General features: G+C 70.7%; 9 protein-coding genes and 1 pseudogene. 4 read left to right on the top strand and 6 right to left on the bottom strand.

From position 1 onward, the window contains the following. The first annotated feature begins 2 nt into the window (after window positions 1–2). Both ACN27E_RS23080 and ACN27E_RS23075 read left to right on the top strand, forming a co-directional pair. Window positions 3–773, top strand: coding sequence for an enoyl-CoA hydratase family protein (locus tag ACN27E_RS23080; protein WP_422745022.1), 771 nt, complete (start codon window positions 3–5; stop codon window positions 771–773). Window positions 774–991: 218 nt separating this feature from the next. Beyond that, complete coding sequence (locus tag ACN27E_RS23075; RefSeq protein ID WP_422745020.1) at window positions 992–1,576, top strand: DUF1707 SHOCT-like domain-containing protein; 585 nt, start codon at window positions 992–994, stop codon at window positions 1,574–1,576. Here the strand turns inward: ACN27E_RS23075 and ACN27E_RS23070 are convergent. The 3 genes from ACN27E_RS23070 to ACN27E_RS23060 form a co-directional block, all read right to left on the bottom strand. Beyond that, window positions 1,573–2,553: a PE-PPE domain-containing protein gene (locus tag ACN27E_RS23070; RefSeq protein WP_422745018.1), complete on the bottom strand. Its 981-nt coding sequence runs from the start codon at window positions 2,551–2,553 to the stop codon at window positions 1,573–1,575. The genes ACN27E_RS23075 and ACN27E_RS23070 overlap by 4 nt on opposite strands. Window positions 2,554–2,681: 128 nt before the next feature. Next, a complete protein-coding gene (locus ACN27E_RS23065; RefSeq protein ID WP_422745017.1) occupies window positions 2,682–4,715 on the bottom strand; it encodes a VWA domain-containing protein in 2,034 nt (677 codons plus the stop codon). Window positions 4,716–4,765: 50 nt separating this feature from the next. Next, entirely contained in the window at window positions 4,766–6,148 is a 1,383-nt protein-coding gene (locus ACN27E_RS23060; protein WP_422745016.1) for a sigma 54-interacting transcriptional regulator, read from the bottom strand. 79 nt (window positions 6,149–6,227) lie between these two features. Between ACN27E_RS23060 and ACN27E_RS23055 the strand changes: the two are divergent. Continuing rightward, window positions 6,228–7,439 (top strand): annotated as a pseudogene (locus tag ACN27E_RS23055) (serine/threonine-protein kinase); the annotation flags it as partial. Window positions 7,440–7,545: 106 nt separating this feature from the next. Beyond that, a complete protein-coding gene (locus tag ACN27E_RS23050; RefSeq protein ID WP_422745015.1) occupies window positions 7,546–8,664 on the top strand; it encodes a GGDEF domain-containing protein in 1,119 nt (372 codons plus the stop codon). Between the two features lie 8 nt (window positions 8,665–8,672). Here ACN27E_RS23050 and purH read toward each other — a convergent pair whose 3' ends face one another. The 3 genes from purH to ACN27E_RS23035 are packed head-to-tail and all read right to left on the bottom strand — an operon-like array spanning window position 8,673 to window position 12,307. Next, window positions 8,673–10,256, bottom strand: a complete 1,584-nt coding sequence (purH, locus tag ACN27E_RS23045; RefSeq protein WP_422745014.1) for a bifunctional phosphoribosylaminoimidazolecarboxamide formyltransferase/IMP cyclohydrolase — start codon at window positions 10,254–10,256, stop codon at window positions 8,673–8,675. After that, a complete protein-coding gene (gene purN / locus ACN27E_RS23040; protein WP_422745013.1) occupies window positions 10,253–10,882 on the bottom strand; it encodes a phosphoribosylglycinamide formyltransferase in 630 nt (209 codons plus the stop codon). The genes purH and purN overlap by 4 nt, the downstream gene beginning before the upstream one ends. A 9-nt stretch (window positions 10,883–10,891) precedes the next feature. Continuing rightward, window positions 10,892–12,307, bottom strand: a complete 1,416-nt coding sequence (locus ACN27E_RS23035) for a DUF6350 family protein (protein ID WP_422745011.1) — start codon at window positions 12,305–12,307, stop codon at window positions 10,892–10,894. Window positions 12,308–12,348 lie beyond the last annotated feature (41 nt).

Genomic DNA, 12,348 nt, shown 5'->3' with positions numbered 1-12,348 from the left:
TGATGAGCGAGCTGGTTCACTACCGCGCCGACGGTGCCATCGCGCGGCTGACGCTGGACTCCCCGCACAACCGCAACGCGTTGTCGACCGCACTGGTCGAACAACTGCGCGATGGTCTGCGCACGGCAGCCGCCGACACCGCGGTGCGCTGTGTGGTACTCGGCCACACCGGCGGCACGTTCTGTGCTGGGGCCGATCTGTCGGAGTCCTCCGGTGGCGACCCAACGGAGTCGGCGCTGGGCCGCGCGCGGGAGATGACGGCCGTGCTGCGCGCCATCCTCGAACTGCCGGTGCCGGTGATCGGCGCCGTCGACGGACATGTCCGCGCCGGCGGTATGGGGCTCGTCGGCGCCTGCGACCTCGTGGTGGCCGGTGCGAAGAGCAGTTTCGCGCTGACCGAGGCCCGCATCGGCGTCGCGCCGTCGATCATCTCGCTGACCCTGCTGCCGAAGTTGACCCCGCGCTCGGCGGGCCGGTACTTCGTCACCGGGGAGAAGTTCGGCGCCGACGAAGCGGCGCGGATCGGACTCATCAGTCTGGCCGCCGATGACGTCGAGGCGGCCGTGGCCGCGCTGGCCGGACAGATCGGGCTCGGCTCGCCCCAGGGTTTGGCGGCCTCGAAGGCTCTGACGACTGCTGCGGTCCTCGAGTCCTTCGACCGGCGGGCCGACGATCTGGCGCGCCAGTCGGCGGAACTGTTCGTCTCCGACGAGGCGCAGGAGGGAATGCTGGCGTTCCTGCAGAAGCGTGCGCCGCAGTGGCCAGCGCGCTGACCCCGCGCTGAACATCACACTGCGGGCGCGGTGTCGGCGGGGTCGCCCTCGCGCGCTCAACGTCGCCGTCGGCCACCGCGGCCATCCGGTGACTTTTCGACGAACGCCCGGTTAATCCGAATAAACTTCGACGGGCTAGCGGCTTCGCCCGCGCCGGCGCGGGCACAGTTTGACCAACACCCTTGCATGTACCACTGATCGTCGTACCCTCGTAGACGATGAGCACACCTGCGACGCCGCCGAAGGGAGCACAGCGCGCGGCCGATACGGATCGGATCCAGATCGCGCAGTTCCTCACCGATGCCGCCGCGCAGGGCCGGTTGCAGATGAACGAATACGAGGACCGGCTGACCAAGGCGTACGCCGCCGAGACCTTCGACGAGCTGGCCCTGGTCAGCGCCGATCTGCCCGGTGCGATGACGACTCCTCGGGGGAACGGCCCATGCCGCCCGGCGCCCTCGACCGTGCTGCTCGCCATCATGAGTGGCTTCGAGCGGCGCGGGCGGTGGAACGTCCCGAGGCGCCTGACCACCATGGCGTTCCTCGGCAGCGGCGTCGTCGACCTCCGGTACGCGGACTTCACCGCCCCGGAGGTCGAGATCAAGAGCTACTCGGTGTTCGGCGGTCAGACCATCCTGGTGCCGCCGGAGGTCAACGTCGACCTCGACGGTGTCGGCATCATGGGCGCCTTCGACCACAACGTCGTCGGCGAGGGTTTGCCCGGCGCACCCTGCGTCCGGATCCGCGGCTTCGCACTGTGGGGCAGCGTCGCGGTGAAGCGCAAGAAGCGCAAGAGCAGCTAGCCGACCGCTCGGTCCGGCGGCTCGGCCAGCGAGCGCACCCCCTTGCGGACGGCCACGGAGACGTCGTCGGCGAACGTGCGGGTCTCCCGTGCGGTCGGCAGCAGCCGCGGGCGCCGCGCCCCCGCACGATCGGTCATCGGATCGTTGTCGGCGTAGCCGTAGTCGACGACGGTCCGCAGTGCGGGGTCGATCGCATCGGCGATGCGGGCGCCGGCCGGACCGCCGTAACGGCGCAGCGGCCGGGTGAGCGGCAGGTCGGCGGATTCGAACACCACCCGCGTGGTGTGGCCGACCCGATCGATGTGGGCGTAGCCGTCGGCGGTCGCGCAGCCGTCCTGGCAGCCGTCACGCACCACGACCGCCCCGCCGGCATCGACGGAGACCGGCAGATCCACCTGGCGCCGGTTCAGCCTGCGGTCGACGTAGGCCATGAACGAATTGGCCAGGGCGACGCCGTTGAAGACGTACGACGGGCTGTTGCCGTCCAGGTCGTATTCGAAACCGACATCGAGGCTCGACGGTTCCGCCTGCGCCGACTGCTCGCCGGGACCGTCCACGCCCTCACCCGCCACGTAGGCCGCGCTGCTCGATCCGAGGTGCTCGGGATCCGTGTGCGCCGGCGCGAGCGCATCGGTCACGGCCCAGCCGTGCGGGGGTGGCGGACCGGCCTCGTCGGAGGGGTGGGGCCCGGGCGCATGCTGCCGCCGCGTGGGTGCGGGGTGGAGGTCGATCGTGACCGCCGGGCCGACGGTGAAGCTGCGCTGGTAGAGGTCTTCGATGTCGGCACCGGCGGGGTGCGCGAAGCCGCCGTCGGCGATCAGCGCCGTCAACCCGTGCATCTTCGCCGCGACGGTCTCGGGGACGACCACCGCCACGCCGCCGACCGCGATCACCGTGACCACCGCGGCGCCGCCGATCGCGACCGGCGCGGCGGCACGCCGGGCGCGCCGCATCACTCGCGCTGGGAGCGCAGACAAGGTGATTCCCTCCGGGCGACGAACGGTGGCACCGTCCGCGGCTCGGCCTCCCCTTGACCCGGACCTGGTGAGTTCAGCAAACCCTAGCGCACGGTGCGCGGGGGTGGGGACGCCTGTTGTCCGGCGTGTCAGCGCCGGCGGCGCGCCGTCAGATAGTCCCCGACCACCGCAGCGCCGAGCCCGTCGAGGTCGGGCACCACCACGCGGCCGCCGACCCGGCGCGCCACCTGATCGATGAACCGGGCCAGGCCCGGATCGCTGCCGAGGCGGAAGATCGTGACCTGGGCGCCCAGCCGCGCCACCTCGTCGAATCCGCGGACGGTGTGGGCGATGGTCCGCGGGTGGGGCGGGTAGTCGAAAAACACAGCAGAACCCGCCCCCTCTTCGCCGCCGCCGTAGTCCTCGAGGTGCGCGGTCGGCTCGCCGTCGGTGACGACCAGCACGACAGGCTGGGCGTTGGGATGGCGACGTAGGTGGCGGGTGGCCAATGCGAGCGCGTGGTGCAGGTTCGTGCCCTGTTCGTAGACGCCCTCCAGGCCGGTCAACTCGGCCGCGGTCACCGTGCGGGCATACCGGCCGAAGGCGACGATCTGCAGCGCGTCGGAACGGAACCGGGTGCTCACCAGATGGTTGAGCGCCAGCGCCGTCCGCTTCATCGGCAGCCACCGGTTCTCCATGACCATCGAGAACGACGTGTCGACGAGCAGGACGACAGCGGCCTGCGTGCGCATCTCGGTCTCCGAGATCTCCACGTCGTCGACGGTGATGCTCATCGGGATCGCGCGTTCACCCGTACCTCTCCTGGTCCCCCGGTCGCTTCGCTCCTGCCCGCCGGCCTCACGCAGCACCGCATTGGTCAGCGTCCGGGTGACGTTCCACGGTTCGGTGTCCCCGAACTGCCACGGCCGGGTCGCGCCGGTCAGCTCCCCCGCCGCGCCGGCCCGGCGGGTGTCGCGCTCGCCGTGCCGCCCCGAGAGCTGCTGGGCGACGTCACGCAGCGCGGCCTGACCCAACTGGCGCATCGCCTTGGGCGACAGACGCCACTTGCCGTCCGAGCCGCGATCCATGAAGCCCTGATTCATCAGAGCCCGTTCGAGTTCGGCGAGCGTGCGGGCGTCGACGGCGGCGTCGTCTCCGAGCTGACGGGCCAGCGCGTCGAGGTCGACGTCGTCCATCGTGGCGCCCGCGTAGCTCTGCGAGAGTTGTTCGGCGAGCTGTTCGAGCTCGCCGATATCGGCCAGCGCCTGGGCGCCCTCCCCCATACCCAGCGGGTTCTCGCCGGAGAACTCCGAGCTGCCGTTCCAGTCCTCGCCGGGCCGCGCCGCCTGCAGATGCGAGTCCAGCCGGTTGAGCGCGTTCATCAACGACGGCGATCCGAACGCCTGCTGGGCCAGCGCGTCGAGTTCGGCGCGCTGATCGGCGTTGAGGCTGTTGCGGAAGCGCTGCGCGGCGGCGGCGCGTTTGGCCAGCGAGTCGAGCAGCTCGTCGACGTTGCGCGGGTTCTCCGGGAAGAACTCGCCGTGCTTGGCCATGAAGTCTTGGAAATCTGCCGGCGAATCCTGCCCCTTGGCGTGCTTGTCCAGCAGCTCGTTCAGGTCGTCGAGCATGTCGTTGACGCGCTGACGGTCTTCGTCGGTGGCGTTCTCCAAGGCTTGCTTCATCCCGGCGAAGCGCTGGTCGAGCATCTCGCGGCCGAGGAGGTCTCTGATCTGCTCGTACTTCTGGCGCGCCTCGTCACTGCGCCACTGGTAGTCGGCCAGCTCCTGCACGGCCTTGGCCGGCGACGGCGACAGCGACTCGATCTGCATCTCCGAGAAGCGGGCATCGTCGTCGAGGGCGCGCGCGAGTTCTTTGCGCTCGGCCAGCACCGCCTCGTCGAGCAGCTTCTTGATCTCCTGCAGGGTGCCGTCGAGATTGTTGCGGTTGAGCAGCTCGCGCCGCCGCCGGTTGGCCTCGGCCGCCAGCCGGTCGGTGCCGCGCATGTTCTTCGTGCCCCGGCGCAGCAGCTCGGAGAGCGCACGCCGCGGTGAGCTGCCCTCCATCACCTCCTCGCCGATCTGCTCGAGCGCGTCGCGCAGATCGACCGGCGGCGCCAACGGATCCGGCCCGCCGGTGTACCGCGAATAACGGGACGACCGTCCGTGCCGGGATCTAGGTGACATCGCCGCACTCCTCAACGCGGCTCGTCCCGCGCCGCTTGATCGTCGTGGGGCTAGCCATAGACGGTCTCGCCCTCTCCGGACACCTTGTCGATCCGCTTGGCCAGATACAGCGCCTCGAGCGCCAACTCCACCGCCGCGGCGCGTTCCCCGTCGGACTGCGCGCCGAGCCGCGTGGCGATCTCCTCGATCACCGGCAGATCGGGCAGCGCGGCCAGCACGTCCTTGGCCGACACCCGCTCCCCCGTCGTCACCGGCGAACCCTCCTCGACCGCCGCGACCAGCGGGCCGACGTCGAGGCCGCCCAACAGCCGCTGCGCGGTGTCGGCGGTGGCCCGGCGCAACAGGTGCTCCAGCACCGCCTGCTCCCGCCCCTCTTCCCCGGATTCGAACTCCAGCTTGCCGCGCAGCACGTCGACCACGGTCGCCAGATCGCACACCCGCGCCACCGGATCCTGTTCACCGAGGATGGCCGAGCGGTGCCGCGCCGACGCCGCCACCGTCTCCGCGGCGGCGATCGCGAAGCGGGCCGACACCCCGGAGCGCTGGTCGATCGAACTGGACTCCCGCAACGCACGCGCGAACCGGGCGAGCACCTGCAGCAGATACTCGGGGACAGCCGCCGCCAGCTGGGCCTCCTGCGAGATCACGCCGACCTCGGCGGACAGGGCGAGCGGGTAGTGGGTGCGGATCTCGGCGCCGAACCGGTCCTTGAGCGGGGTGATGATCCGGCCGCGGTTGGTGTAGTCCTCCGGGTTCGCACTCGCCACCACGATGAGGTCGAGCGGCAGACGCAGCGTGTAGCCACGCACCTGGATGTCGCGTTCCTCCATGACGTTGAGCATCGACACCTGGATGCGTTCGGCCAGATCGGGCAGCTCGTTGACCGCGACGATGCCGCGGTGCGCCCGCGGGATGAGCCCGTAGGCGATGGTCTCCGGGTCGCCGAGACTGCGGCCCTCGGCCACCTTGATCGGGTCGATGTCGCCGACCAGGTCGGCGACGCTGGTGTCCGGTGTGGCGAGCTTTTCGGTGTAGCGCTCACTGCGGTGCCGCCACGCCACCGGCAGGTCGTCCCCCGAATCGGCGGCTCGGCGGATCGACTCGGGGGTGATGGGCGTGAACGGATGCTCGTTGAGCTCGGATCCGGCGATCACCGGCGTCCATTCGTCGAGCAGCCCGCTCAACGCGCGCAGCAGACGCGTCTTGCCCTGACCGCGCTCGCCGAGCAGCACGACGTCGTGACCGGCGATCAACGCGCGTTCGAGCTGGGGGATGACGGTGTCCTCGAACCCGAGGATGCCGGGCCAGACGTCCCGCCCTTCGGACAGCGCGGCCAGCAGGTTCTCCCGGATCTCCTGCTTGACGCCGCGTTCACGGTGGCCGGAGGCGCGCAGCTCACCGACGGTCCGGGGCAGGTCATGGGGTTGAGTCACCACTCCACGCTACGACTGCGGTGTGGATACGGCACTGCTTCCCCCGTGAGCGAACAATGACGGCCGGTAGTCTGCGGCAATGCCGTTCGAACCCGGTGAGGTCTTCGCGGGCTACACCATCGTGCGGCTGGTGGGCACGGGCGGGATGGGTGAGGTCTATCTGGCCCAGCATCCGAGGCTGCCCCGCCAGGACGCGCTGAAGGTGCTGCCCGCATCGGTCAGCGCCGACGAGGAGTACCGGCAGCGGTTCACCCGGGAGGCTGACCATGCCGCCGGTCTGTGGCACCCCCACATCGTCGGCGTCCACGACCGTGGCGAATACGACGGCCGGCTGTGGATCTCGATGGACTTCGTCGACGGGCACGACGCGGCCCGGCTGCTGGCCCAGCGCTACCCGTCCGGCATGCCGCCGGCCGAGGTGCTGGAGATCGTGATGGCGGTGGCGGATGCGCTCGACTACGCCCATCAGCGTCACCTGCTGCACCGCGACGTCAAACCGGCCAACATCCTCATCACCGGGCCGGACCGCGGCCGCCGACGCATCCTGTTGGCGGACTTCGGCATCGCCCGCCACGCCGACGACAACACCGGCCTGACCTCGTCGAACATCGCGGTCGGTTCGATGAGTTACAGCGCCCCCGAGCAGCTGATGGGCCACCCGATCGACGGCCGGGCCGACCAGTATTCGCTGGCCGCGACGGCCTACCGGCTCTTCACCGGCGCGCCGCCGTTCCCGCACAGCAATCCGGCGGTCATCATCAGCCACCACCTCAACACCCCCGCCCCGCGACTGGGCGACACCAGACCCGAACTGCGCGCCTTCGACGCCGCCATGGCGCGTGCGCTGGCCAAGGACCCGGCGGCCCGCTACCCGACCTGTCACGAATTCGCGGTGGCGCTCAGCCATGCCGTCTCGGCTCCGCCGGCCGCCGCACCGCCGCCGCCGTCGGCCCCGCCCGGCGTCTCCTATCCCGGCCCCCCGATCGCCGCGGGCGGACAGTCCCCGCCGCCCGGCCAGGGCCCGCCGGTGCTGTTCTCGCCGTGGAGTCCCGCCGGCCAGCCACCTCCGGCGGGCCCGTTCCGCCCGGCCCTGCCGCACCGCGGCGAGCGCCGTCGCGGTGCGCTCATCGCGGCGATCGTCGTCGTGGTGATCGTGCTGGTCGCCGGTGCGGTCATCGCGATCGCCGCATCACGCAGTACCCCGACGGGTGCACGCGCACCCTCGTGGGCCTCCTCGGCCATGGTCTCCTCGTCCCGGCCCGACGATGTCGACCCGCCCGCGGGTGAGGCCGACGGGAGCGAGATCGACGGCGGGCGAATGGTGCGACCGTGACAGCGCGACGCCGATTCCGTTTTGCTAGCGTGCCTCGCAAGGTTGGCGACGTCTGGGGGCCATCATGCCGAGCGCGGTGCGGGAGTGGTGGCGTCAGCCCGATCACTACTACTGGCTGACCGCTTTCTTGGCTGCACGAGGCGCCCAGCGCGCCACGTGTCGGCTCGTCGCGGTCTCCATGGCGGGTTTCGCCGCGGTGCTGCTGCTCTCGCTGGGCAGCCCGTCGGGGCCACCCGAAGGCAGTCAGACCACCGTCGTGCTGGTCATCGCCGCGGTCAGTCTCGTCTCGGCGCTGCTCTGGCTGCGCGACAGCTGGCCCACGCAGCGGCAGTCCACCTACTTCGTCCTGGTGACCGCGGTGTCCATCAGTGGGTCCTGCCTCATGCAGAGCAACCCGGTGTACGGAATGTTCAGCGGCACCACATTCGCGATCCTGGCCGGCTACATCGCGTTCTTCCATACGCCGCGGCTGCTGGCGGCCAACTTCGTGCTGGCCTCCGCGACCGCCGTCGTGGTCGCGATCCGGCTGATGACGGCCGGTGACGTGCCGCTGGCCATCTCCACGCTGCTGTTCTTGATCGTGGTCAACATCGCCACCCCGTTCACCTGTCAGACGCTGGTGCACGTGCTGGGCATCGACGTGCTCAACAGCGATATCGACCCCCTCACCGGGCTGTACAACCGGGAGGCGTTCCAGCGGGCGGTGGCCGCGTTCATCGCCGCGCGTAACCGCGACGACGACCGCTTCCTGGTCATCGTGGTGATCGAACTCGACAACTTCGCGCTGCTGCTGCAGAGCGAGGGCCGCCTGGCCGGGGACCGGGCGCGGGTGGCGACGGCCCAGACGCTGCGCGAGACGACGCGCCAGAGCGCGGTCGTCGCCCACATTCCCGGCGCGGAGTTCATGATCGCCGACAGCTTCCCGACGACGGACAGCTCACCACTGATCGAACGGGTCCGCAGCGCGATCAGGACGACGCCGCCGCGGACGTCGGCGAGCATCGGGGTGGTGAGCACGCCGATGCGCGGACTGGCACAGCGACCGCCCTATGAGGTGCTCGACGAACTGCTCAACATCGCCCGCAACGCGGCCATCATCGCCCGCAGCCAAGGCGGCAACCGCGCCCATCATGTCGAGTGCCCCCCGCTGACCACCCTCGAGGACGACGAACCGCTGCTGTAGCGGGCGCCTCAGTGCGCGAAGTGCCGGGCGCCGGTCAGATAGAGCATGATGCCGGCCCGGGCCGCGGCCTCGGTCACCGCGTCGTCGCGCATCGATCCACCCGGATGCACCACCGCCGTCACCCCGGCGTCGGTGAGGGTCTCCAGACCGTCGGGGAAGGGGAAGAACGCGTCGGAGGCCGCGACGGCGCCGCGGACGCGCTCACCGGCGCGGGCGACGGCCAGCCGTGCGGCGTCGACACGGTTGACCTGACCCATGCCCACGCCCACGGTCGCGCCGTCGGCGACCACGACGATCGCGTTGGACTTGACCGCCCGGCAGGACCGCCAGGCGAACACCAGATCGGCCAGTGTCGCCGGATCGGCCGGCTCACCGGTGGCCAGCGTCCAGTTCAGCGGATCGTCACCGGTGGCATCGAGCGCGTCGCGCTGCTGGGCCAACAGGCCGCCGCTGATCTGACGCAGCTCGACCCCGGTCGTGGGGGGTTCCGAGGCGACCAGGATGCGGATGTTCTTCTTGCGCGACAGCACCTCGACCGCACCGCGCTCGTAGGCCGGCGCGATGATCACCTCGGTGAAGATGTCGGCGACGGTCTCGGCCATCTCGACACTGACCGCGGTGTTCGCCGCGATCACCCCGCCGAACGCCGACAGCGGATCGCATTCGTGGGCTTTGCGGTGGGCGTCGGCCACCGACACCGAGGACACCGCGATACCGCACGGATTCGCGTGTTTGATGATCGCGACGCAGATGTCCTCGTGGTCGAACGCCGCCCGCCACGCGGCGTCGGCGTCGGTGAAGTTGTTGTAGGACATCTCCTTACCGTGCAGCTGCTCGGCCTGGGCCAGGCCCGGCCATGCGGTGTCGTCACGGTAGAGCGCGGCCTGCTGGTGGGGATTCTCGCCGTAGCGCAGCACCGCGGCGCGGCGCCAGGTCCCGCCCACCCAGGCCGGCAGCTGCTGCGCCGGTTCCTCGGGTGCCAGCGTGGAACCCATCCAGGTGGCCACTGCCACGTCGTATTCCGCGGTGTGCCGGAAAGCCAAGGAGGCAAGGATCTTTCGCTCGGCGAGCGTGAAGCCGCCGGCACGCACCGATGCCAGGACCCCGTCGTAGCCGAGCGGATCGACCACGACGGCGACGCTGGGATGGTTCTTGGCCGCCGCGCGCACCATCGACGGCCCGCCGATGTCGATCTGCTCGACGCATTCGTCGATCGAGGCACCGGAATCCACCGTCTCACTGAACGGGTAGAGGTTCGCCACCACCAGGTCGAACGGCGCGACCCCGAGCTCCTCGAGCGCCGAGACATGTTCGGGTTTGCGCAGATCCGCCAGCAGTCCGGCGTGCACACGCGGATGCAGCGTCTTGACCCGGCCGTCGAGTACCTCGGGGAAACCCGTCACGTCCTCGACGGGTGTCACCGGAACACCCGCGCCGGCAATCGTTCTCGCGGTCGATCCGGTCGAGACGATGGCGACGCCGGCCTCGTGCAGACCGCGGGCCAGATCGGCCAGCCCGGTCTTGTCGTACACGCTGATCAGCGCACGCCGGATCGGCTTTCTCGTCCCAGCGGGCCCTTCGGTCCTGGTCATCCTATGGTCGCCTTTCGTCCGGTCCAGGTCACCCCGCGGGTCGCCACCGCGGCCAGGACATCCACCAGCAGTCGCCGTTCGACGACCTTGATCCGCTCGTGCAGGGTCGCCTCGTCGTCATCGTCACCCACGGTGACGGCCTCCTGGGCCAGGATCGGCCCGGTGTCCATACCCGCGTCGACGAGGTGCACCGTGCAGCCGGTCACGCGCACCCCGTAGGCCAGCGAGTCGGGCACGGCGTGCGCGCCCGGGAAGGCCGGCAGCAGCGCCGGATGGGTGTTGACCACGCGGCCGAGGAAACGCGAGAGGAATTGTGCGCCGAGGATTTTCATGAATCCGGCGGATACCACCAGATCCGGTCGGTGCGCCTCGGTGGCGGCGGTGATCGCGGCATCCCATGCCGCACGGTCGGGATGCTCGCCCAGCCGCACCGTGTAGGAGGGCACCGCGGCCGCTGCGGCGATGTCCAGCGCGGCACACGGCCGGTCGGTGCCGACCGCCACGACACGTGCGGGATAGTCGCCGACCGCCGCCTCCAACAGCGATGCGAGCAGCGATCCGGTTCCCGACGCCAGAACCACCAGCCGCGCAGGCGCGCTCGGGGGCACATGTAGCGGTTGCTGCACGGCAGAAGCCTAGTCGGCCGGGCGGCGGGAGTCGTCGGCGGTGCTTCCGCCTCCGAGGTCGCCGTCGGTGATGAAGTGTTCCTCGGGGTCGTGCGTGAGATCCGGCTCGACGGCACCGGCGGACGGCGCGGGTGCCGCCGACTTTTCGGGAAGCTCCGGTGGTGGCTGGTGGTCCGGATCGATGATCGGCCCGGTGTCCGCGTCGAGAATAGGCGCGGTCGCGGGTTCGGAATCGTCGTCGACCGCGGCATCCGGATCCGCCTCGACCTCGGGTTCGGCGGCGGCACGCACGGGCCGGGGCCGGCGGGCTATCCCGCCCGCCATCCCGACGGTGATCCCGCCGATGACCATGAACCACAGGAACACCGCCGGCCCGAGCGTGGTCTGGTCCACCCCGACCGAGCCGAAGTTGCCGAGGCGCCCGCCACCGATCTCACCCAGCAGTGCCATCGTCAGGGCCGCCAGCGCCGAGGCGACGACGAGTTTGAGTGCGGCCACGGTCAGCGGCGCGCGCCGCCGCGACACCTGCTGACCCACTGCGACCGCGGACGCCGCCGCGACGATGAGCAGCGCCACCCACACCGGCCCCAGGGGCGGCGTCGGCATGGCCGCGAGGATCGGCACCGCGGGAACGTCACCGCCGAGGACGGTGAACGAGCTGAACGTCGCCAGCCCGATGTGCGCGCTGGAACCGACAGCCACCGCGGCGGTACCGACGATGACGTTCGGCAGGTACAGCAACGACAGCACGGTGAGGCTGAACTGCCCGAACGCCGACTCGGTGATGCCGAACAGCTCGTGCATCGTCGACCAGTGCACCACCAGCGATCCGGCGGTGACCAGACCGGACAGGCCGGTCAGGGCGAGCACCCCGGCCGCGCCCGCGCGGATCGCGTCGGGCAGCCAGTTCGGCACGATGGCGGTACCGACGAGACGGCGGCCGATCCGCGAACCCACCCCGAGCGCGGCGCCGGCGACGTGCACACCCAGCACCCCGCCGAACGCGCGGAGCGCCGAGGGGGTCTGCAGCTCGGTGATGACCGACGCGGCGTCGTGAATGACGGCCAACGCAATGGCGGCGATCAGCAGCGGACCACCGACCGCCGAGGCCACCACCCAGCGGGTGACGAACCACGAGCCGCGCGGTGAGGTGGCCGCCGCGGTCGTCCGCGCGGTGCCGTACACCATCAGCAGCACCGGCAACAGCGGCATGACGCCCAGTTCCCGGCCCCCGATCGAGATGGGGACCTGGTGGACGCCCAGCCACATACTGGCGATGGCGCCGAAGGCGCCCGTCATGTCGCTGTTGGCGATGAGCAGCTGCAGCAGTGTCACCGCGGCGATGACGACCAGCGCCACCACCGACGGCCCGAAGGCGACCCGGAGCAGGTCACGCGCTTGACGCGTGCCGGCTGGTCGTTCCACTAGCTGGACCCCCCGCGCAGGCTGGCGCACGCGTTGGTCAC

This window comes from Mycobacterium sp. WMMD1722 (assembly GCF_049315205.1).
In the GTDB taxonomy this organism is placed as follows: Bacteria; Actinomycetota; Actinomycetes; order Mycobacteriales; family Mycobacteriaceae; genus Mycobacterium.
This window is presented reverse-complemented; position numbering and strand designations above follow the sequence as displayed.

Coding starts and splice junctions, on each gene's coding strand:
- ACN27E_RS23080 (WP_422745022.1), top strand. CDS start 3: ATGAGCGAGCTGGTTCACTACCGCGCCGACGGTGCCATCGCGCGGCTG.
- purH (WP_422745014.1), bottom strand. CDS start 10,256: ATGACCAGGACCGAAGGGCCCGCTGGGACGAGAAAGCCGATCCGGCGT.
- ACN27E_RS23075 (WP_422745020.1), top strand. CDS start 992: ATGAGCACACCTGCGACGCCGCCGAAGGGAGCACAGCGCGCGGCCGAT.
- ACN27E_RS23065 (WP_422745017.1), bottom strand. CDS start 4,715: ATGTCACCTAGATCCCGGCACGGACGGTCGTCCCGTTATTCGCGGTAC.
- ACN27E_RS23050 (WP_422745015.1), top strand. CDS start 7,546: ATGCCGAGCGCGGTGCGGGAGTGGTGGCGTCAGCCCGATCACTACTAC.